Here is a 25,471-nt window from a genome sequence, read left to right on the forward strand (position 1 = left end):
GAGCTACAATTGGGCTGTTTTTTTTCCAGTCTCAGGCAAAATCCTCATACCGACGTATTCCACGATTCCCTCCGAAGAGAGTTCGCGGATGCGTAGAGAGATTTGTTTGCAGTTCACGACGGTGCCGGGCTTGATATCCTCCTCGTTGAGACGCTTGCGTAGCATTTCATCGAGGGTCGCGTCGTTCTCACTATCCAACACCAGACCATAGAACTGCTCGACTTCGCCTACCGTAATTGAGCCGCGCAGCGGAAACTCCAACTCTGCTGGGATGGGATCATAGGGCTGTTCGCGCTGCGCGAAGACTCGGTCGACCAGAGCGCGAACGCGTGGCCGCAGGACGACAATCACATGATCTCCTCGATGCAGCATCGACCGCCCTTGCGGTGGAATGATTTGCTCACCGCGCACTATCAAGGCGATTACGACCCCCTCTGGTAGTGCTAGGTTCTTGATCATATTGCCGGCCGCCTGGCATCGGTCGTCCACGAAATAGTCGACAATATCTCCATCAACGTTGGTGAGCGAGCTGATTTCCAGCGTCACCGGTGGTGGCAAACGGGTCGGCACTTCGAGTTTGAGGTAACGCGCCACCCAAGGCAACGTCCAGCCTTGCACCAGGGCTGAGACCAATACCACAAAAAAGACGGTGTCGAACAACACAGATGCACTTGGGAGACCCGCCAACATCGGAAACGTTGCAAGCGTGATCGGCACTGCTCCCTTCAGTCCCACCCAAGATAGGAAAGTCAATTCTCTAAAAGTAAATTTGAACGGAGCCGCGCATAGGAAAACCGCAACGGGACGCGCCACGAAAATCAAAACGATTGAGATCAGAATGGCTGGAATCGCCACCTCGACCAATCGACTGGGGAATGAAAGGATGCCCAGTGCGGTAAACATCAATATCTGGCAAATCCAGGCGAGCGCATCATGGAACAATAAGATTCCTCGATGATAGACCGGGCGACAATTTCCGATCACGATGCCCGTTAAGTAAACGGCCAAGAACCCACTACCGCCCAACGCCGCAGCCAGTCCAAAGGAAAATAGCCCCAAGGCTGTTACCATCACCGGATACAATCCGGCAGCTTCGAGGCGCGTGTGCCGGAGCAGCCATCCGCCGGCCCAACCAACTGCAATGCCGACGATGGAACCGAGCACGATTTGGTTGAAGAAGAGGGTGAGCAGGCCAATCCCGAATGGGACTTCGCCGCTCAGAACTTGTATCAAACCGATGGTCAGGAAGATCGCCATGGGATCGTTCGAACCACTCTCCACCTCCAACGTATTCGCCAGCTTCGGTCGAATATGTACGCCTCCACCTCGCAGAACTGAGAAGACCACCGAAGCATCAGTTGAACCTACGATGCTCCCTAACAGCAGCCCCTGCCACAGAGAGATCCCCAGAATCCAAGACGCTGCCAAGCCGGTAATGAGTGCCGTAATGAAAACGCCACAGGTGGCCAAGACTCCGGCGGGTTTCCAGGCAGACCGAATCGAAGCATAGGGTGTGCGTATTCCGCCATCAAACAGGATTAGGCACAAGGCCACCGTTCCAATGCCGTATGCGAGCGAGTAATTCTCGAACTCGATGCCGCCGATCCCTTCGGACCCGGCGAGCATACCCACCACCAAGAAGACGAACAACACAGGAACGCCGAGCCTAGCTGAGAACTTGTTGGACGCGATGCCCAACAACAGCAGGACTCCAGTGATCAGAATGAGAGTTTCGATGCTAAGCATGAATCGATGGAACGATGCTACTGATGCTGAAACCCTTCAAATGTAATGCAAGTCCCAGGATCCCGCAAAGGGCCCCCGGGCCCGACGCCATTGCATCCCCACAAAAAGCCGACTGGCGAAGGAGTGAATAAAGCGAACTAGAAGCCGGTGACTAACCAGGGTTGTCCCCCGCAACATCGCCTGCACAGCCCTCCCACCACTTCTGCCAAATCCACTTCTGCAAGTCGAGCTTCCAAACGCCGTTCCACCTCCTTAGTCCGCGCCAAGCTGAGTCCGGAACGAGCCACGCCACTCTCGGCGGGTTGCGATTGACCAAGCGACTCCAGGCGTTCAAGTTGCTCAAGCCGCTGCTCCCAGCTGGCTACAGTTCTCTGGGCAAACGCAATTCGCTCGTAAGCCAGATTCAACGCCTCCCCCTTCTCGGCCACATCCTGGCTCACCCATCGCCGCTGCGCCTCCAGTGCTAGGCACAACTCCTGTCGGAAACTGGCAACCAGCGCAGACGTATCGGGTGGACACAACAGCTTTTTCAATCCCACGATGGGGGGCAGCGGTAGGCCCCAGCCTCCCACGACCGAGGTCAACATTTGAGCGAACACAGGGACGCTCGTCGAATTCACTTGGTGCGTAAGCAACTGCCAAGCGGCCAGATCCGCACGCGTTTCTAGGGCATAGACCTGCAATCCAGCGACATCGACAAAGCTACTCTGGACCTCCAGTGCCTCCTGTCGCACCTGATCGACTTGATAATCGAGTTCAACCACTTCGGACAGCCGAGTTTGGAGTTGGCGATCCTGCGATAGCAGCTGACTGGAGACATCATCTAGCTCTACGCTTCGACGTTCAAACTGCGTTAGATCAACGCCTGTCGCAACCCCGCGTTCGCGCAAGACATGCTGCTTCTGAGACTCGAGCTCAAGCTGCTCGCGCGAGTCGGCGACAAGACGCAATTGCTCCGAGATGGCAATTCGCGAGTAGTAGGCGCGGAGCGCGGCGGCCGCCCCCTGATCTGCCTGGTGGTCTGCTTGCAAGTTCAGAAAATCGGCCAAATTGCGAGCGGCTTGACGCGTGCATTCATCTTCGTTGCAATAGGCCTTGAGCACCGTTTGGGCGCGCGCGCGCAGCACCCTTGCAGCAGGCCAGCGCTGCGCCGCGCGGCAAGCAATCGTGCGTCCATCCAACAGCCAACTCGGCGAAGCTTCACGCAAGTTCGTCGTGTTTAATCCAGCTCCATCCAGTCCTTTGCTGCGCGAATCCTGCGCGAATTCGAAGTGGGGCGTGGCGGCCCATGAAATCCGATCCGCCGCACGAACTGCTTGACTGGGCACCGCTGGCCCAGAGCCCAAGAATGGCTCTGCCGTCGCAGTCGGTAAGGTTTGCTTGACCAAGGTGACAGCCGGTGGAGCAGCGGTCTGGAAGACAGGCAGCTCTGCGACTTGCCCCCAAACGGTGGAAATGCTCAGCACTCCCACCAACAGACATCCCAATCCCCACATCGCTGGCAGCTGACAAAATGCGCGCCAGCAGGTACGCAAGATGAGCGCGACTAGCGATTTCGCGACTCCAATTGCTTGCGTATTCATCAACAACCTCTTGTCTGGGATTCGCTCTGCAGAGAACAAAACGCGTACAGGAGATTTAATCGAAACAATCGGTTGTAAGTCTTAAGACGTGTTGCCAGCCGTCGAGTTGAACGACTTAGGCAAAGAGGGACGGTGTCGCAAGCTGCGCAGAATAGGCAGGAGAATTGCGGGAGCGAAACGGTCAGGGCTGGTTGCTCAAGACAAAAAAAAAGCTCCCGGATTGTGAACGAGTCCCAGGGGGGCGGAGGACTGCGAATAACGGATCCGGGAGCAATTTTTTATAGCGGATGGAGTTACAGCATCTTGCTGTAAACACCATCCAAACTCAGTTTCAGGGAGAATAAACGATTCATACATCCTTGTACAAGATCGATTTTTCTCTGGAACGCTAACTTCGAAAAGCTCGGTGCGTTCCCGCCGTTCACCAGGTTCTAACACGGGAGAAGATTAGGCTGGATGCCCCCCTACGGTCAAGAGCATTTGGGAACTGAATTGAAAAAAGCTCCAAAGTGTTCCAGCCGCACAGCGAGTGAACGTCCGACACCCGGTGCATGCCCACGTCCCGGCGCTGGTGAGTGTCGTCTACTAAAAATGAATGCTTGCAAACCGGACACTTGCATTCCAGCCGAACGACTCTTACCTAGACTGACTGGCCTAGACTAACTGGAATCGCGATTCTTCCCCGCTGCGTACAACGATCTCTCCATCGGGTGCATCGGCCGCTTCGTCTAAACCGCGTTCTAGACGATCTAGGAAACTGGCTGGCTTCTCCACATCGTCGAACTGAGCCAGCGAAACCGCCAAACGCTCCGGTTGCAGGTCTCCCTCCCAAGAATCCAAAGCACTGCGAAAGCCTTCCAACACTTTTGCGGCGCGATCAATCGCAGAATTCTCCGCACACCCTGGCAAGAAGATGCATAGCGTCCGCGGGCGAAACTGGCAGATAACATCAATTCCGCGCTGGCGAACCTGAATCAATCCGACGATCGTTTCCCAAGCGTTCCCTGCGTCGACTGGCGAGCCAGCCTCCAATCCCATCGCTTCAATCATAATTGCCGACGCAGGCAGGTCAGCGCGACGCAATTGATCAAAGTAGACGTCCAATCGCGACATGAACGACGCCAAATCCAGAATCTCGGAGGAGGTTGTGGCAAGCTCAGATTCTTCCGTCTTCCCAGCTGCCTCTATTCCTTCAACCTCATCCGCCACAGGACTGACCGACTGCATGTCTTGCGTCAAACTTTCGATGGCCGCTTCGGTGTCTCGCTCGATCCCAGACAGCTCATCCTCCTCGCTGGAAGAGACGGGCTGAAGGCGTTCGTCAGCGTCCCCTGAATCTGGCTCAGGAGTGCTGGCCTCCAACTCGGGCACATTCGCAGACAGTGGCTGGACATCGACCAGCAATTCGGGCTCGCCCGACATTGCAGGGAAGGGAACCCAATCCTCATCGTCGAGCCAGAACCCACAATTCCGGCCCCCCTTCTTGGCTTGATACAACCCAGCGTCTGCTCGCTCGTAGGCCGAGTTAATGGTGTCCTCGGCTCGGAGCAAGGTTAGGCCTGCACACGAAGTAATTTTGAGCTGCAAATCCTCATAGGTAATCACTTGCTCGCTGACGAAGTATCGAATCTTGGCAGAGTTCTCGACAATTTCCTCTGCGCTCTGTCCCGCTAAAATGACAGCAAACTCTTCACCTCCAAAGCGGGCTGCATAACAACCTTGTCCGCAGATCCTGACCACGGAGCGCGCGAAGCTCGCGAGAACCGCATCGCCCGTTGTATGACCAAAGCTGTCATTGAAATTCTTAAAGTGATCAATGTCCATCATCAGCAACCCGACCTGTTCGTTATCGGTATCGGTCTGAGATGCCAAGCTGCCCTTTAAGAATTCGTCCAGTGCCCGGCGATTGGCGAGTCCTGTCAAAGCGTCGGTGCGAGCCTGTTTCGAGGCGTATTCGATCATTTCCGACTGCTGGACAATTCGTTTTTGCGCGTCGGCCAACTGCCCTTGCATGGCCTCATTAGCAGCGATGATTTCGTTGATCGAAGACACGACCGATTCAGACGTCAACTCCTGCTCGCTAAGCTGACCGCTAATGTGTCCACTGATGTTCCCCACTTTCTCACTGTGCGCGTTGACATTTTCCGCCACGCGTCCCGAGATAACTTTCAACTGTTCAGCGATGCCATGGATGCGATCTGCATCCTCATCTTTTTCAGCCGCTTCAAATCGATTGCGGTCGGTTTGGCGTTGCATGACCGAAGCGTGGATCGCCACGCCAGCAAACAATCCAGCTACGGTACATAGAAATTCAATCATGATTGGGTCAATCCAAGGGCGGTCATCTCCCCTGTTCACGCGTCAACAGGCAGTAGTGAAAATTAGGTTACGAACATTGCAACAGGATTGGTGAGAGCTTCGCATGCTAGCAAAACCCATGTCCCAAAAATTAAGGATGCAGGTTGTACCGGTTGTGGCGAATGCGCTTGACGCACACATCTTAAGCGTCATACTTACGGACGTCTTAAACATGACTATGTGAGCACTCGCAGCAAGATTCGCAGGGAAACACGCTCGCGTTCTTTTTCTAGGGATGGGCAATCATGATTGACTCGGGATTTCGTGATGTAACGGGGCAAATTCAAGATCTATTGGCTGAGAGTCCGATCGCAGATGTGCGACGAATTCGCGTTGAGCAAGACGGCAATCGAGTCTTGTTGCATGGCCAGGTTCACAGCTTCTACGCGAAGCAGATGGCGCAAGAGACGGTGCGTCGGGCCGGTCAAGGACTACACATCGTCAATTCAGTCAACGTAGACTAATTGGACGCAGAGCCACGCGCTTCCGACTCGGATCTTTCTCTTAATCGCATTGCGATTTCTCACGCGATGGCTTCGCGATGTTCCGAGTCAATGTAACGATGCAATCGTTCCGCTTGTGTTCCACCGCCTGCCCTCTCGTTTTGCTGGCTTGGCTCACCCGAAAAAACAACGAGCCCCCCCCCAGCGAGCTTCACCTCGGGCAGCCTCTTCAAACGCGTCCCTTGGATGATTGCGACAGCACTTGTTCCAAGCAACTTTCCAATTGCTCGGCGCCGTGGGTAATCCCAAGTTCGATGGACAATGCCGCCAAGCGAATATCCCCAATCTGCTCGACCTGCAGTTTCACCCAGTCCTTCATGGTACAGACCAACAGCTCGGCTTGCGGATTGCCAGCAGCCCATTCGCGGATGGCGTCAATATCTTGAGCTTCAAAACCATGATGGTCTGGCCAAGTGCGAGTCTCCAAAACGTCCGCCCCCAAGTCGCTGACACTCTTGAAGAAAGACGCAGGGTTTCCAATCGCACAAAATGCCAACACACGCCGCCCAGTCAAATCCGTCACAGGACATCGCTGATCGGGATAAATCCACAGCTCGCGTGGTTGATGGACTGCATGCAGCAGGACAACTTGAGGGGCAATGCGCATCACGGTCTGGGAGAGTTGTCGCAGTGATGCTGCAGGCACTTGGTCTGTACGCGTGAGCATCACGACTTGCGCACGTCGAAGGGCGTACATCGATTCTCGCAAAATCCCGCCTGGCAATGGCCAGCGAGCCGCAGCGTCCTCCGTTGCATCGATCAGTACAATATCCAACTCTCTGGAGATTCGCCGATGCTGAAACCCGTCATCGAGCAACAGCAACTCCATCTCCAACTCTTCCTCGGCTAAGTGCGCCGATGCGACGCGATCCCAGTGCTGCAAATGGGGCACATCCGGTAGCTGCAACTCGAGCTCAAGCGCTTCGTCATTCTGTCCGCTATCGAGTGCTCCGTAACCGCGGCTTAAGATAGCGACGCGCACATTGCGAGCGCGCATCCATTTGGCAATCCAAGCCACCACCGGACTCTTGCCGGTCCCACCCACTGATAGGTTCCCGACGGAGATCACTGGCAGGCTCGAATGGTAGACGCTCTTCCAGCCAGAGGCATACAGCCAATTCCGGCCACGCATGAAGAGCATATAAGGGATACTAAGCACGCGTAGCAACCAGCGTAGCAGGATCACTCCGATGCCGGGATTTTTATCGGTGAGCAGCTGTCTTAGATCGGGCACGCGGTGAACCTACTGACCAGGGAATCCGAGAGAAATGAATCCTAGAGTACGGGCCCGACAAGCCACGGTACGAACTCCTCGTCGCCAATCCCGAGGGCTTCGCTACAAGTAGATTTACCACTGGCAGTATCCAGCAAGCGGCTGAAAAGCTCCTGGCCCACCTCATCAACCGAACGCCCTTCCACAACCTGTCCCGCATTGAAATCCATATCTTCGGGCAATTGTTGAAAGAGTCTGGTGTTAGACGCGATCTTGAAAGTTGGAGTAGGCTTGGACCCAAAACAGCTGCCCCGCCCCGTCGTGAACGCGATCAAATTCGCTCCACCCGCAACCATCCCCGTCACGCTAGCGGGATCGAAACCCGGCGTATCCATCACGACGAACCCCTGCTGTTGCACAGGCTCCGCGTATTCATAGACTGCTTCGAGTGGGGTGGTGCCTCCTTTGCTGACTGCTCCGAGCGACTTTTCGGTAATGGTCGTCAAGCCTCCAGCCTTGTTCCCCACGGAGGGATTGTTATCCAACTCCTCACCGTAATTACTGCAGTACCACTTCCACCATTCGATTCGCTCCAGCAGTTTCTCCGCCACCGCGCGAGAGCGGGCGCGACGCGTGAGAAGATGCTCTGCTCCAAAAATCTCGGAGGTTTCCGAAAGGATGGCGGTTCCGCCGCAAGCCACCAAGCGGTCGGCAGCTGCCCCCAGGGCAGGATTGGCGGTGATGCCCGAATAGCCATCTGAACCACCACACTCTGTCCCCAACACCAAGTGAGATGCGGGAACCGTTTCGCGTTGAAACCCATTCACCTGCTTCAGTAAGCCAGCTGCGATCTCAACGCCTCGCTCAACGGTCTTCGAGGTGCCCCCTGCGGATTGGATACTCAACACCGGAACGGCCTCCCCCTGCCCTGCGTCTCCGGAACCACTAGCCTGCCCAGGAATCGCTATGCTGTGCAACCCTTGAGACTGCACCAAATGATCCAGCGTTCCCTGCTCGCACCCCAACCCCACTAGCAGAAAACCGCCAATATTGGGATGCCGAGCCATCCCCCCCAAAACGCGAGACAGCATGCGATGCCGCGAGCCGTTGAAAGCCATCGCGCAACCGCCTTCATGGCGAAACGAGATCACCCCATCGACGTTGGGAAAGGCCGCGAGCGTTTGTTGGTCGAAACGAGACGCAATCATTCGCGCCACCGATGCGGAACAGTTGACGTTGCTAATGACCGCGAGGTAGTTCCTCGTGCCAACCCGTCCATCGGCGCGACGGAAGCCTTCGAAGGTATGCCCCTCCAAACGCGGCAATTCGGCCGGCACATCTGTGGAGATGGCCTCGAGATCAATGTGATGGTCGCATTTCACATTCTGCGTATGGACGTGCTGACCAACGCGAATGGGCTTTGTCGCAACTCCAATGGACCAACCAAATTTGAAAATTGGCTCGCCAGCAGCCACCGGACGAATGGCCACTTTGTGCCCAGGTGGCACACTATCCAAGAGCTGGATGGCTTCCTCCCCCAAAGCCAGTGTGTCGCCCGCTTGAAAACCACGCAGCGCAACGACAACCGAATCGCGTGGATTTAAGAGCACAAAATCAGAATTCGGATTCGCGGGCACGCTACTTTGCCTTAGGAAGATACAAAAATTGGGGTAGAAACCATGCTTGGCTAGGTCAGGACCGTAACAATATACCCCTCGCTGGCGAAATGGGCACGTGCACACCAGCAAGTCCCTTGTCGCTGCTGTGGCTCGAGGTGCCAGGCAATGCGGGATGCCAGGGAACGGGAGGAAAATAGTATCCGCCCCCACGCTCTAGTGCATTGTCAACACTAAGAATTAGGGTTTAGCGAGCGTTCGGAAAAAGGTGTCCGACACGAATGGCACTTAATCGGCCTAAGGTACTGGTGCTTCTAGAGTTAAGTTCGATTGACAGCAGGGGGCTTCACTTGCGATGAGTTTGGGTAATCTTACCTCCCGAACACACCAAGCAAGGAAGCCCCCGTGTGCCATCATCCGTTTGATTCGTTCCGCTGTCGAGTCCAACATGCGCGCCAACACGGCGATCTTTACTTCGCCGCCTTGATCTCCAAAGAGACTATCGCGTCAGTCTTTGGCAATGCAAGTGCCATTCTCGATTCGGCCAGAGTTTACAACACATCGGTCACGCTGTGGGTCTTCCTCTCGCAAGTCATGAGCATCCACCACGGCTGCGTCTCTGCGGTCGCCAAGCTGATCACCCATCGAGTCGCCAACAACCAAACTGCTTGCTCTGCCGAAACCGGTGCTTACTGCATTGCTCGAGACAAAATCGACGAGCAATCCATGCAACGTCTTGTGACGGCCAGCGGACTTGCGATTGAAGACAGCAGTCCCGACCATTGGCGATGGCTGGGGCACCGCGTGATCACCGCCGATGGTGCCACCGTCACGATGGCAGACACGTCGGAGAATCAAGCCGCCTACCCGCAACTTAGTAGTCAAGCACCCGGTTGTGGATTTCCGATCTTGCGAGTCGTTGTACTGTTCGCGTTGTCGACTGGCGTTGTGCTCGACATGGCGATGGGCCGATACAAAGGTAAGTTCACTCACGAAGTAAGTTTGTTTCGTCAGATCGACGCAATCATCGAAGAAACCGATGTTTTCCTAGCTGATCGCGCCTATGCGGGTTGGTTCGAGATGGCGAGGATGATTCAACGTGGTGCACACGTCGTTGTTCGCAAACACCAGTTGCGCAAGTCAGATTTTCGGACTGGAATTCGTTACGGCAAAGACGATCACTCCATCCAAATCGACAAGCCAGCTCGTCCCGACTGGATGAGCATTGAAGAGTACGAGACGTACCCGGACTTCATCACCATTCGCGAGATCCGTATCCGAGTTGAGAACAACGGATTTCGCACTCGCGAGATTATCGTTCACACATCGCTGTCGGACGATACGGAGTACACGAGGGAGGACATCGCGGCCCTGTTCCGTAGAAGGTGGCAAGCAGAACTTCATTTACGGAGCTTGAAAACGGTCATGCAGATGGAACACTTGCGCTGTAAAAAGCCGCATCGAGTGCGGAACGAAATTCGGACGCACATGTTGGCTTACAATTTGATTCGCGGGGTGATGTCTGAAGCGGCCGTCGAAGGCGACGTTCAACCTTGGCATATCAGTTTCAAGTCAACACTGACAACGGTGACGGATATGCTTCCGGTTCTAGGCCTAATCAGCAACGCCGATGAATTATGCACTGTGTTGTACCGCTGCTGCTTGCAACACGCAGTTGGCAATCGACCGGACCGCTACGAGCCCAGGGTGCTCAAGCGAAGACCGAAGAAATACAAGCTGATGCAAAAGCCAAGAAGCGAATACAAACCCGGGGAGGCATAGGACTTACGCCGATTAAGTGCCATTCGTGTCCGACACCAAAAGTGGAAAGCACCCGAAGGGCCGTTCCGGCCCTTGGTGTCGGACACCGTTTTCCGGGCAACCCGAAAATTAAGCTTTGACAATGCACTAGCGTACAAAATCCCAATTGCCGTTGAACGCGGCAACACAAGTAGCAAATCAAGTTGGGCAGGCTTGTGGGACACGGCCTCGCCAGTAGGACTGTGCGTCGCAAGCTTGCAGTTGTCTGGCTGAGCCCAGTGGCACGGGACGGAAGAGGCACGGGACGGAAGAAATCGCCCCCCAACTCCTCGACCGCAGCTTTGCCAATGGATATTGGCTGCAGCCTAATAACGGGATGGTCCCCTTGGACAATCCCTCACGATCGAGGCAACTGGGCGACCTCAACAGCATTTTTTCCGGACAATCCCTCCAGACGGCAGCCTTGCTGAGGTTGAATTTTGAACGGAAATAGAAGTTCTCAACTGCCCGCCGTCAGGCCAGCGTCTATACTTAGATAGTGTCGGCCTATCGGCTTTTCGAGCCGGTTTTACCACATTTCGAAAGTGCTCAAGACTGATGAGTTCGGTACCTGGCCAAGTCGCTCCACGCATCAAGCCTGCCCCCAAGGCCTCGCCCCAAGGAGTTAAGCAGTCGGCCAGCGAGACCGCCCGGCAGCAGTTGCATACACACCTGCGCAAAACCGCTCGTTTCATTAAGGTGCTCGATTCAGTCGCATTGACCTTTGCGTGTATCGCTGGCCTTCTCACGCTGTGGCTGCTCGCCTGCGTGCTCGACCACTGGCTCCTCCCCTTACCCAGCATCCTACGCTGGTCCTTCTGGATCGCCGCCGTGGGAGGCACCCTCTGGTGGTTCTTGCGGTACCTGCTGCCACTGCTGGCGCAGCGGATTAACCCAACCTATGCGGCCCGTAGAATTGAACACATCGTACCGGAGTTCAAGAACGGTCTGATTACCTGGCTAGAACTCGAAGCGACGCCCGACCACGGGGTCCCCAAAGGGGTCGTGGCGGCTCTGACCTACCGGGCCGCTCGCTTTCTGGTCGGCCATGACCCCTCAGCCACCGTCGACACCAGCCCACTTATCAAACTAGTCGGCGTAGTGCTGGCGCTGATGACGGTGCTGGTCGGCTACACGATCTTCTCTCCGAAAAGCCCGCTGACGACGGGAAAGAGAATTTTGATGCCATGGGCGAGTCTGGATGCTCCCACCCGCGTCCATATTCTCAGCGTTTCGCCCGGTAACTCTGAACTCACCCAAGGCAAACCCTTGCAGGTCGAAGTAGAAGTCCGTGGCTTGCGGCAGCAGGAGAAAGTCTTTGTCAGATTGACCACCAACGATCAACAGATTGTCGACCAGCGCATCCCGCTCGACGTCGCCACAGAAGGCTTCCGCTATACCGGTCGCATTACGACCAACTCTACGGGTATTGAACAAGAACTGACTTACTCGATCGAAGCTGGCGATGCTCATGCCGGCCCCTACTCGGTGTCGCTCAGCCCTCTTCCCTCCGTCGATCTAGAAATGACCGAATTGGCGTTTCCGGCCTACACCCGCCTCCCCAATCGCATGGTAAGCGGCGGACCGATCGAAGCGGTCGAGGGAACCGTCGCGACCCTGCGTGCGCGCGCGAACCAAGTCATGCGGCGAGGGCGAATTGAAGTCAATCCGGAAGTGGACCAGCGAGGCGAGCTGGTCCGAGCCGGAGCTTTTATCGAGCTGGATGTCGTCGATCGCGCACTCACCACAGACTGGCTAATGCGTTTGAACTCGACCAAAGACAACCCAACCCGCATCACTTTTCGTTTACGCGGATACAACCAACATGGAGACGTGAACCCGCAGCCTCTCATCCATTCCATGTCCGTGCTGGCCGATGTGCCGCCCGAGGTCCAACTCCTGGGACCAGAATCACGCGTATTGCGAGTGCACCCCGATGCTCGCATCAATCTTGAGGTTCGAGCCATTGATCCCGATTTTGGACTCACCGATCTTTCGATTCGCTCCTCAATCAACTCTTCGCTTCCCAACACACACACGCTGCTCACTGGCGATGGAGTGGTTGGACGGCAGGTGAAAACCTGGCGCCTCGACCTTCAGGAATTGGGAGCCAGCGAAGGAGATCGCTTGCAAATCCGCGCGATCGCGTTGGACAATCGACACGACCCTGTCACCCAGCGATTGGCCCCCAACCGAGCCGAGTCTGAACCTCTTCTGATCGAGGTTGTAGGGGCCCAAGCTCCTCAAGATTTAACCGCGAATCATCCCAATAACGCCGACGCGACCAAGCCGAGCGAAGCGGGAGAACCTTCCGACGGCAACGACGCCCCCTCCAACAACGGCGACTCCTCCAACAACAGTGCGTCCGGCAAGACTCAACCACAACCCGAGGCAGCCCAACAAGACGGTCGCCAAGAGTCTTCCGATGCAAACTCCGCTGAGCCAAACGCTGCGGAACCTCCCGAGAATGCCTCTGGCCAGCCTCAAGAAAATGCATCGGCAGGGGGTGAATCGAACCAAGAGGCGGCCGCGGACTCCGGTGGAGAATCAAGCGACTCTCAAGACTCGGGCAATCAAACGGGAGGGGGCGAATCGTCTGAGTCCGGAGGGAGTTCCAGCTCAGGCGGAGAGTCGAGCGGCCAGCCCAGCCAGGGACAACAGGAAGCCGGTCAGACCTCAAGTAACAACAGCGGGGGCAACTCCAGCTCGGAGGCCCAGGGATCTGGAAACTCATCCTCAGCGCAGGGGGCCTCAACTCAAGATGCCTCATCGCCAGGTGAACCCGGCAAGGGCTCGCCGGCGTCGGACCAAGACGCCATGCAGCGCATTCAAGAGCATATCCAACAGTCCCAGTCGCCCGGCGAATCATCGAGTTCTTCACAATCTGGAGCACAACAAACGGGAACAGAACCTCCCGGTTCGGGACAAGCCGCGGCAGAGCCTTCGGGATCGCAACAAGCAGGCTCCGATCAATCAGACCCAGAGAAAACAGGATCCAAACCATCAGGTTCACCGCAGGCTGGAACGGAACAATCCGGTACCGATCAGGCTGGATCGCAGCAGCAAGCTGGCTCTGAACAATCAGGTTCACAGCAGCCGGGAGCCGAGCAGCCGAGCTCGGAGCAATCTGGCAGCCAACAGTCGGACGCACAGCCCTCGGATGCTGAACAGGCTGGTTCACAGCAGACTGGCTCCGAACAGACTGGCTCCGAACAGACGGGCTCTGAACAATCAGGTTCACAGCAGTCAGGAGCCGAGCAGTCGAGCTCGGAGCAATCCAGCAGTCAACAGCCCGGTTCACAGCAGGCTAGTCCTGAACAGTCCGGTTCTGAACAATCGAGTTCACAGCAGCCAAGCTCGGCACAAACCGGCAGCCAGCAATCGAGCTCCCAGCAGACCGGTTCTGAACAATCAGGTTCTGAACAATCAGGTTCTGAACAATCAGGTTCAGAGCAATCGGGTTCTGAACAATCAAGTTCGCAAGACTCAGGCTCTGAACAGTCGGGTTCACAGCCATCCGGTTCACAGCCATCCGGTTCACAGCCATCGGATTCTGAACAGCCGGGTTCGCAGCAGGCGGGAGCCGAGCAGCCGAGTTCGGAGCGATCCGGGAGCCAACAGTCTGGCTCGCAGCCCGCGGGTGCTGAACAGTCTGGTTCGCAAAAGTCCGGAGCTGAACAATCCGAAGCGAAGCAGCCCAGCTCCCAGCAATCCGACTCAAAACAGACCGGCTCGCAACCGGCGGCGGGCTCTGAGCAATCCGACTCCCAGCAATCCGGAGGACAACAAGAATCTGGAAAATCAAACTCGCAAGGCCAACCAGGCAGTAGCGATTCCCTGTCGGGAGAATCGACTGGCACCTCCAGTTCGGCTGCCCCTGGAGCTGGTCCTGAGAGCCCGAATAGAGCTGCCGAAGATGCGGTCGACCAACAGGCCGCGCAGCAAACGACCGACATGATTTTGGATTACCTGAACCGGCAAAAGGAACAGCCTGATCCCGAGCTACTTCGCAAACTCAACTGGACCCCCAACGACTTGCAAAACTTTGTCGATCGCTGGAACGCAGCTCGTGAACTAGGAACCCAGGGAACGCCGCAAGACAAATTGCGTTGGAAAGAGATGCTGCAAGACCTGCAACTAGATCGATCAACTCAAGGTCAGCGGGCGGCCTCAACTTTCAACGACACTTTTCAACAAATGCAAGACTCAGGCTCCCGCATGCGACTCCCCGCTCGGCTGCAAAAGGAATACGACCTCTTTCGGCGCGTGCTGGAAACTCAATCAAACTCGGTTCGCTAGCCTCGAACCAGAAACGGATCACAGCGATACGACGACGTACAAAGCCAGGCGACTACCGATTGGGCCATGCAATGCAGCGCGAGCAAAATCCCGCGCTGCTTCGACAGTGTACCGTCTAGTTCGCGGCCTGCTCGCCAACACACTTCCGAGCACCTAAGGAAATAGCAACACGTCCGCTTTTGCCACTTGAACGCTCACCCTACCTGGACGCACGCTGGCATTGCGATCCGCGAAAAACTGCAGGCGATGCGTTCCCAACTGGGCGTGGACCAATTGACTGAATCCTAGATTGCGAATTTCTCCAATCTCAACGGCGAACTCAAGTAGATTCATGATGGGAGCTGCCTGGGATTGAGCGCACTGGATCGCCTCTGGCCGAATGCCTACGGTCGTGATTCCCTGGGGACCGGTCTTACGGGAAGAGAGAATTTGTTCGAAGGCTGGGAAGACCATTAGCAACTCCAACGGCAGCCAATTCACCCCCCACGGGCTAAGCAAGCCGGCAACTGAAGGTGACTCAGGAGAACGATAGACATCATCCGGAGTGCCTATCTGCACCAAGTGCCCCTCTTCCATGACGGCAATCCGATCGGCCAAGCTAAGCGCGTCGACCGGATCATGGGTGACCATGACCGTCGTCGTGGAGAACCGTTGGTTGAGCGTTTGCAGCAAGCGCCGCAATTCCCCGCGCAGCTCACAATCCAATTGACTCAGAGGCTCGTCCACCAAGAGCAGTGAGGGCTGGCGAACAACCGCCTTTGCGAATGCAACTCGCTGGGCTTGCCCTCCGGACAACTGAGAAGGCAAGCGGGCTGCCAAGCTCTCAATTTGGAACCACGCGCTCACCTCGGCAATGCGACGCACGACTTCTGCTTTGGGTAGCCTTAAAGGGTTTAGCGCCGCTACCAGATTGCCATGCACGGTCAATTGCGGATAGAGCGCGTACTCCTGAGTCACATAAGCAATCTTTCGCTCGGCGGGCGGCTGGCGAGTGACATCGCAAGCGTTCATCCAAACGCTCCCACTGTCTGCGGCTTGGAGCCCAGCCATAATTCGCAGGAGCGTTGTCTTCCCGGCACCACTCTTTCCAAGGATCACTAGAAATTCATGCTCTAAGATACTGAGACGAACATCCTCCACGGCAATCTGTTTCCGAAAATGCTTCGTAACCCCTTTAAGTTCAAGCATGCTGGCTCACTGTTGAGTTCCTATCGAGCGGGATGTAACGATTATAGGATGAAACCGGAATGTGACACGAACTCCGGACTTGCTGAAGATGGGAGCTTGGACAAGTCGAACCAATCTAACGGGCACGTTCGAACTTCAGCCCAAGGACCGTCATCGCTAGGCTAAGGATAGCCTTCGATTATAAACAGGAGAGCATGGATGCTGATTCAGGGAAGAATGAACCAACTGCTACTGGCTGCTGCCGCTTGTCTGTCAGCAGTGCCCGGACAGGTTGCAGCGCAAGAGGATGCGAGCGTAGTGGTTAAACTCACTCCGGCCTCGCAGCAGACTTCGGAAGATCTGACCTTGCATGAGAATGCGTCATTTCGGCTCGTTTCCTCATCTACCAACAACCGAACAGAGCGGGTGGCAAGTCTCCGCACAAACTCCTTCGGATTTCAGTCCGACTCGGCCCCTCCACCGCCGGTGGTTAGTCCGCCCGTAGCACTGTCTCCAACGCATCAAACGGAACCGGCCGACAGTGAAGCCTTGGCACCCATGCAAAGCCGGAAACTAGTGAACGCGATCTCTGCGGTCAATGTTTCTGTCCACGATATCGGTACTGGCGTGGTGCCAACCCCTTCGAGTGACCGACACGCTGAAGAAGCGGTGTTCTTGCAAGATGGCTATGCCCGCGGTGCTGCATTCCAATGCGTCCATTGGCATCCGAGCGAAATATGCCACTTCCCTCTCTACTTCGAAGATGCCATGCTGGAGCGGCACGGGCATGTACGGTTCAGCTGCATTCAGCCCGTCGCATCGGGAGCCAAATTCCTAACCTCGGCGGTAATGCTTCCCTATCTAAGCACTCTTCAGCCACCATGCCAATCACGCTATGCCTTGGGGCACTATCGGGCGGGAAGTTGCGCGCCGCGACTACGGAACACCGTTCCTTGGGACTGCAAAGCTGCCACGGTGCAGACCCTGTCGGTGGGCGGACTGTTTTGGGCTGCCCCCCTTTAGTTGTAGTGCGGACAAAATACAGATCGCGAAAGGGGGCGTGCTCACCAGCTGCTCGTACTGGCTCACGCGGCTCCCTTGCCTCAGGCTCGACTGATTCGAGGTTAAGAGTAAAAATCTGCAGCTTATTCTTACCCAGCTTCCCAAAGTGGCTCCACTCAGACTTGAACGAGTGGGGCCGGAGCGGTACGCTGTGGGTTCGACGCGCCTAGCACGTAGAGAATCGAATTTCCAGCGCGGCCCATCAACCCCCAATTATCGACATCTGCCATGAACAAAGCTGACACTCGCTGGCTGGCTTTTGCATTCTTCCTGAGTGCAATTCTCATGCGTTTCCTGCCACACTGGCCAAACTTTACTCCCGTGGCGGCCATGGCATTATTTGCCGGTTGCTACCTCTCAGGGGTGGCTGGGATTGTATTCGCGTTTGGCGCTATGGCAGCCAGCGATTTCATTGGAAATTACTTGGGCATTGCTGGCATTTACTTCTACGATACGACAACGATGCTTTCGGTTTACGTGGCGTTGGGATTATCGGCCTTGGTTGGCCGCATCCTGCGTGGGCACGTGCACCTCGCAACGGTCCCAGTAGCTTCGCTCGGTGGCACTACCCTTTTCTTCCTGATCACCAATTTCGCCAGCTGGCGCGATCCCATGATGGCCTACCCGCAAACCCTCGCTGGTTTAGGACAGTGCTACTTGGCCGCCGTTCCCTTCGCCCAAAATTCCCTGCTAGGCGATTTATTCTTCTCGGCGATTCTGTTTGGCAGCTATGCCCTAGCCACGCATCGCAGCAAGGTAAGCGCACCGGCTGCGGGTTCAACACACTAGCGGCCCCTGAACTACGATTTCGGGGCGACCTCTTTGACGCCCTGTCCTCTTTGACGCCTTGTCGATTTAATCGCGACTTCTGCTTCACCAAGCAGGTAGCTTCCCTGATCGGGCAGTAGCGGCAATCAGCTTTCCTTGCTCACCGGGCTGTTGAAATAGTAACCCGCCGCGTGAGCAAGGAAAGATAACCTCCGCTACAAGTCAATTAAGGATGCCACCTCCGCATTAAAATTCAAATTGCGATTAAATCAACAGCCCGTCACGCAGCGGGTTGCTATTTTGAGAAGCCCTCGAGCAGCGAGTAAGCTCCCCGCGTGGTGGTCGATTGACGAATTGCTCGGTTCATTCTATCCGAGCGTAGATGGCAGACGGTCTGGGGTTCACCAGCAGAAGACCTGCATCTAACGCGGCAGGCCGCCCCGCCCCTGAGTCTCGGCAGAACCTTGGGAAGTCTAGTTCCCCCACGTGATCTCCGATATAGCCAGCAATAAAATGCACCGCTCCCCGCTTTTCTACCGCGGCGATCGACTGGGCACACTCCTATGGTGGCATTTCGCTTTCGACTTTGACGATTGTTCTGATTTGTCTAGTGCTAGCGTTAACTCTTTATGTACGATCCGCTCTAGACAGTCCAGTCCTAGTGATTGCTCTTCCGATAGTGGGTGTAGCGGTCGAAGTTATCGTGCCGCTTAGGACTGGCTGTAGCTTCCACTTGTTGGTATCCAGAAAGCGTCTACTCCCGAGTAGGCACCGCGCCAACCAAGCTCACACACGCCTGAACCTGCCTCACAAATGTTTATCTAGCGTTCGATCTGCTGCTCTGCGGATGTCCGGGGAGTCTAGCCTCACCTGTTTGCAGGTAAGGCTGGCCAGCCGGCTCAATACAGAACGAACTGTAAACCTTTTAGATATGGATTGAACGGATGCAGTCGCTGCGAAAAAAACGAGCAATGCGCTGGCTAGCGGTGATGCTAGCCGCATCAACCGGCTGTAGTGGTGTCCGCAAATTCAACTTTTCGGATAGCTGGGAGTCGGCTCCTAGCTACCATGCGTCGGTAGCCACGCAGATTGAGTATCCGAACGTGAGGTCAAACCTAATACCTCAAGTCGCGGATATCCCGGCTCCCCATGCACTTGAGAATCCCTCCGAGCTTCCTGCTCGCGAACTCGATCTCAACGAAGCGATTCGCATTGCCATCTCGCAAAGCGACATCCTGCGGTCGATCGGCGGCAGCGTTGTTCAAAATGCTGCTGGGACGCAAACCAATTACGACCCTGCCCGAACCGAGACCAACCCACTCGGTGGCGTCGAGGCTGCTTTGAGTGCCTTCGACGTCCAGGCCACGGGAGCCATGTTCTGGCAAAAGAACAATCGCCCCAACAATACTTCGTTCTTGATCTTCCAGCCGCAGGCGTTGGAGCAAACGACGGGCAATTTCTCGTACGAGCTAGCTAAGAAAACAGCCACCGGTGCAAGTTTTGCCTTGCGGCACAGCATGCTCTATGACAACAACAATAGTCCAGCTCGCTTGTTTGCCAGTGACTACAACGGCTTCTTTGAAGGCGAATATCGCCAGCCCTTGCTGCGTGGTGGAGGTGTGGAATTCAACCGCATCGCGGGACCAAACAGTGGTATTGGACAATACAACGGCGTGCTGATTGCTCGTATCAATACCGACATTTCCCTAGCCGATTTTGAGCAGGGCATCATCACCTTTACCAACGATGTGGAAACCGCCTATTGGGAACTGTTCTTTGCGTACCACAATCTTGAGTCGCAAGTGGCTGGCCGAAACAGCTCACTCCTTACTTGGCAACGAATCAAGGAGCTTCAAAAAGTTGGAGCCCGAGGCGGCGATGCTGCTGCGGAGGCTCAAGCTCGCTCCCAGTACTACCTGTTCGATGTCCAAGTCAAAGACTCTCTGACCGGCCCCAACGGGCTCTACGCTGCAGAGCAAAAACTACGTTACCTGATGGGATTGCCCGCAACCGATGGACAACTCCTCAAGCCTATCAGCGACCCCATGGAAGGTGAAGTTGTCGTCGATTGGCAAACCTCGCTAAACGATGCTCTCACTAAACGGGTCGAGATTCGAAGGCAGAAGTGGAATATCAAACGGCGTGAACTCGAGATGATCGCTGCGAAACTCAATCGACGCCCCACACTCGACTTCCTCGGCAAGTATCGCTACCGAGGCCTAGGGGACCAATTGATTGGGCATTACGACCCGAACAACTCGTTCAACAGCGTCTACCAGAACATCTTCGAAGGAGACTACCAAGAATGGCAAGCTGGCGTCGAGCTCGGCTACCCGGTGGGACTCCGCCAAGCCAGCGCAGCGGTGGCCAATGCAAGATGGAATCTAGCTCGTGAACAATCGTTGCTCGAAGAACAAGAGCTGAAAATCTCCCACGACCTCAGCTCCTCCTTGCGACAAATCCAACGCTCCTATGAGTTGATGAAATCCAATTACAATCGGCAGGAGTCCGATCGAGACCAAGTGGCTGCCCTGCAAGCCCGATATGAGAGTGGACTCGACAACATTAACTTCCTGCTGCAAGCCCAGCAGCAATTGGCGACCAGCCAGAGCGCCTACTTCCGCTCACTCGTCGATTACCAATTGGCACTCCGCGACTTCCACCGCGAACGTGGCTCCTTGCTAAACTACAACCAGATTGGCCTGAGTGAGGGTGCTTGGCCTGCTGGAGCGTATCAAGATGCGGTAGAGCGTGGACGCTTCTTGACTCCGCGGAATAATCCGGAAGCGGTCGAAGTCCCCAGCCCAGTCAGTGGTGGTGGATTCAACCCAACGCAGGTTGGAGCCGTTGGTATCCTGCCTGCTCCAGCAACGCCAGAAGCCATCGTGACTCCCTAGGGAACAGCAAACGCAGATTCCTCCCACTCGCAAGACTCAAGACCTCCCTTCGGGGAGGTCTTTTCATTTCCCCACTCTTGCGCAAGGACTGGTCAACGAATCGCCCGTAGGCTGAATTCCATCAGGCCAGCCGCTCAACGGAACTCACCAACCGGCCAGCGGCCGCCGAAGTTTCAGCCCGCTCACGCGGCTTGCTACCTGGCCAACCTTTCGCGGAGAGATGCGGGGTACAAGGCAGCCGATGTCGCAGTAGCCCCCTGCGGGCTCTTGCTCGACAGCCCTCTCGCTGCCTCGCTTCCGTGAACCGTCGCTGGAACCCCGATCCCCACAAGTTTTCGGGCGTTACGCTCCAGGCATTAAAACTTCGGGGAAATAGGACGCTCAGACTCACGAATTGCACAGCCCAAGAAGGGGCCTCCCGTCTCGGAGATCTTCCCCCATTTGCGTTTGGCACTCAAATAAGCGAGTATACTGGGTAGTCTTGCAATTCCTCGTCCCCGCCCGCCCCTCCCTCCAATTTGCAATGTTTGCTTGCCGTTCCCAAGGAAGCATTGCGCGAGAGCATCCTACTGCCATGCATACCAATCCCTTGCATCTCTATACCATGCTTCCTAAACAAACCACTTGCCTTAAGAACATCCAATATCTCCCTAAATCAACTTCTGCCTGGAGCCTCCGCAGGGGCCTCATAGGTTTGGGGGTTGTGCTCTGTTTACTCAGCGGCCTGCCAAAGTCTTCGGCTTTTGGCGATGAGGGAACCGGAGAGGAACTGTTAGCCGGCCACTCCTCCCACGGTGAAGCCTTCAATGAGGGCCCCCGGCAAGCGGCCTATCTCATGCCAGGCATGGGAAATATTTCGTTCCCCGTCACAACGGAAAACGCATTAACCCAGCGATTCTTCAACCAGGGCGTCGCGCAACTCCACGGATTTTGGTACTACGAAGCAGAACGCTCATTCCGCCAGGCTGCGACGTTAGATCCAGATTGCAGCATGTGCTATTGGGGGATGGCCATGGCGAACGTTGAGAATCGCGAACGTGCCCAGGGCTTTATTGCTCAGGCCCAAGAGGGTGTTGAGTCGGTCACACCGCGCGAGAAACTCTTCATCACCGCCGCCAAGGAGTACTTTCAAGATGAGGATTCCAAGGGCAAGAAGATTGACAAAAAGTCACGAGCACAAACCTACACTCACAACTTGGAAGCCATCGTTGAGGAATACCCTGACGACATCGAAGCGAAAGCCTTTTTGGCGGTACAGCTTTGGCAAAATTCACGGGCCGATTTGCCGATTGTAAGCCACGTCGCGATCAATGCTCTACTACAGCAGATCTTCGATGCAAATCCATCCCATCCGGCCCACCACTATCGCATCCACCTATGGGACGGTCACAAGGCAAAAATGGCTTTGCACAGTGCGGGCATGTGTGGACCGAGCCTGCCAGGTATCGCACACATGTGGCACATGCCCGGGCACATCTACTCTAAACTCCATCGCTACCAAGATGCAGCCTGGCAGCAGGAGGCCTCGGCCCGCGTTGATCATGCGCACATGATGCGTGACCGAGTCCTGCCCGATCAGATCCACAACTATGCTCACAATAACGAGTGGCTGATCCGCAATCTGCTCAACATTGGACGCATCCATGACGCCCTGGCTCTAGCACAGAACATGCAAGAGTTGCCCAGACACCCGAAGTACAACACCCTCAAGAAGGGGAGCACCAAATACGGCCGTGAGCGACTGCTGCTGGCCCTGTCCACCTACAGACTGTGGCCCGAATTGCTTGAATTCGCCCAGACCGATTATCTGGCTCCCACCCAAGATGAAAAATTGCAACTGGAACGAAAGCGGTATATGGCCGTAGCCTATGCACTTACCTCCCAAGCAGACTTAGCCGCTTCATTGCTCACCGAGATCGAAGACCTCCGCACCGAAACTCAGCAGACTCAGGACAAACTCTTGGAGGAACAGAAGAAGGAGCAGGAACAGAAGCAAGAGAGTGCTGAGGCTGACGAGAAACCCGCAGAAGAGGCCGCCTCCCCAGACGAGTCGACCTCACCACAAGTTGCGACGGCCCCCGATACGAAGAAGGCGAAAGCCAATCGTGAGCGGCGTGCGAAGGAGCGCGACGCCACTCTGAAAGAATTGAAAGAGACGCTACAGCGCCAGGCCAAGGCTATCGCAACGATTCAAGTTGCCCAGGCTGCTGCCGAGCGCGATTGGAAGAAGGCTCTTGAGCTGTGGGAGCAATCCGACTGGAAAGACAACTTGCTAAAAGCAGAATGGCTGGCCGCCAATGACCAGCCCCAGGAGAGTCTTGAACTGGTGGATAAAGAGATCCAACGTCGAGGGGGTGAGGTCTTGCCACTGGCTGTCAAAACTTGGATTCAGGCGCAGCTAGGTGAAGTCCCCCACGCTCGCCAAACATTGGAAAAAACACGAATCGCGGCCTGCCAAGCTGATCTAGAGACGCCCCTCTTAGCACGACTCGCCTCCTTGGCTGCCGAGCAAGGATACGACTCGCATTGGGCCGTACCGCCCACACCGGCTGCAGACCTGGGCGAGCGCCCAGCCCTCGACAGTCTCGGTTCGTTCCGTTGGCACCCCTACATGGCTCCTCGCTTCACGGTCTTCGGTGCCGAGCAACAAGCCTTGCAATTGAAAGACCTGCGTGGTCAACCGACACTCGTCATCTTCTATCTGGGTTTCGGCTGCTTGCACTGCATTGAACAACTGCACGAGTTTTCCCCTAGAGCGGCAGAGCTCCGCAACCAGGGACTGGAGGTTCTTGCCATCAGTAGCGAGAATACAGAGCTACTGGCTAGAGGCGTCAAGACCTATACCAAGCCCTTGGACATTCCACTCTATTCGGACGCTGAACTCAACACCTTCAAGGCTTACCGTTGCTACGACGACTTCGAATCGCAACCGCTCCACGGTACCTTCCTCATCTCTCCCGATGGCAAGGTCCTTTGGCAAGACATTAGCTACGAACCCTTTATGGACGTCGACTTCATTTTGGCGGAATCGCAACGTCTACTAAAACTGCATGCGATCGGACAGAACTAAGTCAGGATCTCAGGCACCAGTTGCCCGTGGACATCGGTTAAACGAAAGTCACGTCCCTGAAAGCGGTAGGTCAGCCGCTTGTGGTCGAGCCCTAGTAGATGCAACACGGTTGCGTGCAGGTCGTGAACATGAACACGCCCTTCAACCGGCCCGAAGCCGAGTTCATCCGTGGCTCCATGAATGTAGCCAGGTTTGACTCCGCCGCCCGCCATCCACATCGTAAACGCATCGACGTGATGATCGCGACCAATGGTAGCTCGAGTTTCCCCCATTGGAGTTCGTCCGAACTCTCCCCCCCAGATCACAAGGGTTTCCTCCAACAACCCACGTTGTTTGAGATCCTGCACTAGCGCCGCAGACGCTCGGTCGACATCCCGACACACCTCCTCAAGCGCCCCTTCCAGATTCTCACTGCCGCCGTGATGGTCCCAATTGGTATGGTAGAGTTGTACGAAGCGAACACCACGTTCCACCAAGCGTCGCGCGAGCAAACAATTTCTAGCATATGAGGGTTTCCCCTCCTCCACGCCATAGTCGTCTAGCGTCTGCTGAGACTCCTCCTCGATACGTGACAATTCGGGCGCTGACATTTGCATTGCAAAAGCGGTTTCGTAGGCTTGGGTCCGAGTCATGATCTCGGGGTCATTGGTGACTTCCCCCTGCAAGTGGTTTAATTGGGCTAGCGTCCGCGTAAAATCCCCCTGCATCTGACGGTCAATACCTGGAGGGTTGTTCAAGTGCAGAATGGGATTACTCCCACTACGAAACGGCACTCCTTGAAACCCAGTCGGCAGGAATCCGCTCGACCACAACGTGCTTCCTCCCCTGGGACCACGTGGTCCCGATTGCAGAACTACAAATCCCGGCAAATCCTGGCTCTCGCTTCCCAGCCCGTACGTAACCCACGCCCCTAAGCTTGGACGTCCTGGAGTCTGGAAACCGCAGTTCATAAACAGCTTGGCTGGCCCATGATTGAACACATCCGTGGCCATGCCGCGCATCCAACAAACATCATCGACGATCTTCCGGTGGTGGGGCAACAATTCGCTGAGGCTCATCCCACACTGTCCGTACTGCGCGAACTTGCGTTGACTGCCTAACAGCTTGGCGTCGGGCTTAAGAAAAGCAAAACGCCGCCCCTCCATAAAGCTAGCCGGTGGAACTTGGTTGTGGTACTCGTTGAGGAGTGGTTTGGGCTCAAACAATTCCAACTGGCTTGGGCCACCAGCCATGAACATGAAGATCACGTTCTTGATTTTGGCGGGAAAGTGGCCGACACGAGGCATCAATGGACGCTGACTATCGAGCTCAACAGCCCTCGACTTCTCGGCCATCAAATTTGCGAGCGCTATGCCCCCCAGTCCCAAAGTCGACTGGCCAAGAAAATAC

At 55.7% G+C, this 25,471-nt stretch carries 14 protein-coding genes; 7 read left to right on the forward strand and 7 right to left on the reverse strand.

The window, feature by feature from the left end; translation table 11 throughout:
• Positions 1-3: 3 nt before the first annotated feature.
• From Q31a_RS27510 to Q31a_RS27520, 3 genes are all read right to left on the reverse strand, one after another.
• The gene (locus Q31a_RS27510) at positions 4-1,746 is read right to left on the reverse strand and encodes a potassium/proton antiporter (RefSeq protein ID WP_145085368.1); all 1,743 of its coding nucleotides are present in this window, start codon (positions 1,744-1,746) and stop codon (positions 4-6) included.
• 137 nt (positions 1,747-1,883) lie between these two features.
• Positions 1,884-3,329 carry a TolC family protein gene (locus Q31a_RS27515; protein ID WP_145085371.1) on the reverse strand — a complete coding sequence of 482 codons (1,446 nt, stop codon included), beginning with the start codon at positions 3,327-3,329 and terminating at the stop codon, positions 1,884-1,886.
• A 654-nt stretch (positions 3,330-3,983) separates the two neighbouring features.
• A complete protein-coding gene (locus tag Q31a_RS27520) occupies positions 3,984-5,648 on the reverse strand; it encodes a GGDEF domain-containing protein (protein WP_145085375.1) in 1,665 nt (554 codons plus the stop codon).
• 284 nt (positions 5,649-5,932) lie between these two features.
• Here Q31a_RS27520 and Q31a_RS27525 point away from each other — a divergent pair, with 284 nt between their 5' ends.
• Positions 5,933-6,151, forward strand: coding sequence for a BON domain-containing protein (locus Q31a_RS27525; RefSeq protein ID WP_145085378.1), 219 nt, complete (start codon positions 5,933-5,935; stop codon positions 6,149-6,151).
• 208 nt (positions 6,152-6,359) lie between these two features.
• Here Q31a_RS27525 and lpxK read toward each other — a convergent pair whose 3' ends face one another.
• On the reverse strand, positions 6,360-7,424 hold the full coding sequence (gene lpxK, locus Q31a_RS27530; protein WP_145085381.1) for a tetraacyldisaccharide 4'-kinase: 1,065 nt from the start codon (positions 7,422-7,424) through the stop codon (positions 6,360-6,362).
• A 41-nt stretch (positions 7,425-7,465) separates the two neighbouring features.
• Positions 7,466-9,040 carry a UxaA family hydrolase gene (locus Q31a_RS27535; RefSeq protein ID WP_145085384.1) on the reverse strand — a complete coding sequence of 525 codons (1,575 nt, stop codon included), beginning with the start codon at positions 9,038-9,040 and terminating at the stop codon, positions 7,466-7,468.
• Positions 9,041-9,424: 384 nt separating this feature from the next.
• Here Q31a_RS27535 and Q31a_RS27545 point away from each other — a divergent pair, with 384 nt between their 5' ends.
• Both Q31a_RS27545 and Q31a_RS27550 read left to right on the forward strand, forming a co-directional pair.
• Positions 9,425-10,801 (forward strand): IS4 family transposase, encoded by a 1,377-nt coding sequence (locus tag Q31a_RS27545; protein WP_145072543.1) that lies wholly within the window; start codon positions 9,425-9,427, stop codon positions 10,799-10,801.
• Positions 10,802-11,377: 576 nt separating this feature from the next.
• The gene (locus Q31a_RS27550) at positions 11,378-15,118 is read left to right on the forward strand and encodes a hypothetical protein (RefSeq protein WP_145085387.1); all 3,741 of its coding nucleotides are present in this window, start codon (positions 11,378-11,380) and stop codon (positions 15,116-15,118) included.
• 153 nt (positions 15,119-15,271) lie between these two features.
• Here the strand turns inward: Q31a_RS27550 and Q31a_RS27555 are convergent, their stop codons facing one another.
• Entirely contained in the window at positions 15,272-16,306 is a 1,035-nt protein-coding gene (locus tag Q31a_RS27555; RefSeq protein ID WP_145085390.1) for an ABC transporter ATP-binding protein, read from the reverse strand.
• A 216-nt stretch (positions 16,307-16,522) separates the two neighbouring features.
• Here Q31a_RS27555 and Q31a_RS27560 point away from each other — a divergent pair, with 216 nt between their 5' ends.
• The 4 genes from Q31a_RS27560 to Q31a_RS27575 all read left to right on the forward strand — a co-directional run bounded on the left by Q31a_RS27560 (position 16,523) and on the right by Q31a_RS27575 (position 24,082).
• Positions 16,523-17,308, forward strand: a complete 786-nt coding sequence (locus Q31a_RS27560; protein ID WP_231690973.1) for a hypothetical protein — start codon at positions 16,523-16,525, stop codon at positions 17,306-17,308.
• Between the two features lie 267 nt (positions 17,309-17,575).
• A complete protein-coding gene (locus Q31a_RS27565; protein WP_145085396.1) occupies positions 17,576-18,136 on the forward strand; it encodes a DUF6580 family putative transport protein in 561 nt (186 codons plus the stop codon).
• A gap of 923 nt (positions 18,137-19,059) precedes the next feature.
• Positions 19,060-21,012 carry a TolC family protein gene (locus tag Q31a_RS27570; protein ID WP_145085399.1) on the forward strand — a complete coding sequence of 651 codons (1,953 nt, stop codon included), beginning with the start codon at positions 19,060-19,062 and terminating at the stop codon, positions 21,010-21,012.
• 574 nt (positions 21,013-21,586) lie between these two features.
• Complete coding sequence (locus Q31a_RS27575; RefSeq protein WP_197355819.1) at positions 21,587-24,082, forward strand: redoxin domain-containing protein; 2,496 nt, start codon at positions 21,587-21,589, stop codon at positions 24,080-24,082.
• Here the strand turns inward: Q31a_RS27575 and Q31a_RS27580 are convergent.
• Positions 24,079-25,416 carry a DUF1501 domain-containing protein gene (locus Q31a_RS27580; protein WP_145087709.1) on the reverse strand — a complete coding sequence of 446 codons (1,338 nt, stop codon included), beginning with the start codon at positions 25,414-25,416 and terminating at the stop codon, positions 24,079-24,081. The genes Q31a_RS27575 and Q31a_RS27580 overlap by 4 nt on opposite strands.
• Positions 25,417-25,471 lie beyond the last annotated feature (55 nt).

It is taken from the genome of Aureliella helgolandensis, from assembly GCF_007752135.1.
In the GTDB taxonomy this organism is placed as follows: Bacteria; Planctomycetota; Planctomycetia; order Pirellulales; family Pirellulaceae; genus Aureliella; species Aureliella helgolandensis.

What these genes read in the sequence shown, in the direction of transcription:
- Q31a_RS27510 (WP_145085368.1), bottom strand. Translation starts at nt 1,746, where the DNA reads ATGCTTAGCATCGAAACTCTCATTCTGATCACTGGAGTCCTGCTGTTG.
- Q31a_RS27515 (WP_145085371.1), bottom strand. Translation starts at nt 3,329, where the DNA reads ATGAATACGCAAGCAATTGGAGTCGCGAAATCGCTAGTCGCGCTCATC.
- Q31a_RS27520 (WP_145085375.1), bottom strand. Translation starts at nt 5,648, where the DNA reads ATGATTGAATTTCTATGTACCGTAGCTGGATTGTTTGCTGGCGTGGCG.
- Q31a_RS27525 (WP_145085378.1), top strand. Translation starts at nt 5,933, where the DNA reads ATGATTGACTCGGGATTTCGTGATGTAACGGGGCAAATTCAAGATCTA.
- Q31a_RS27550 (WP_145085387.1), top strand. Translation starts at nt 11,378, where the DNA reads ATGAGTTCGGTACCTGGCCAAGTCGCTCCACGCATCAAGCCTGCCCCC.
- Q31a_RS27555 (WP_145085390.1), bottom strand. Translation starts at nt 16,306, where the DNA reads ATGCTTGAACTTAAAGGGGTTACGAAGCATTTTCGGAAACAGATTGCC.
- Q31a_RS27560 (WP_231690973.1), top strand. Translation starts at nt 16,523, where the DNA reads ATGAACCAACTGCTACTGGCTGCTGCCGCTTGTCTGTCAGCAGTGCCC.
- Q31a_RS27565 (WP_145085396.1), top strand. Translation starts at nt 17,576, where the DNA reads ATGAACAAAGCTGACACTCGCTGGCTGGCTTTTGCATTCTTCCTGAGT.
- Q31a_RS27570 (WP_145085399.1), top strand. Translation starts at nt 19,060, where the DNA reads ATGCAGTCGCTGCGAAAAAAACGAGCAATGCGCTGGCTAGCGGTGATG.
- Q31a_RS27575 (WP_197355819.1), top strand. Translation starts at nt 21,587, where the DNA reads ATGCATACCAATCCCTTGCATCTCTATACCATGCTTCCTAAACAAACC.
- Q31a_RS27580 (WP_145087709.1), bottom strand. Translation starts at nt 25,416, where the DNA reads ATGGCCGAGAAGTCGAGGGCTGTTGAGCTCGATAGTCAGCGTCCATTG.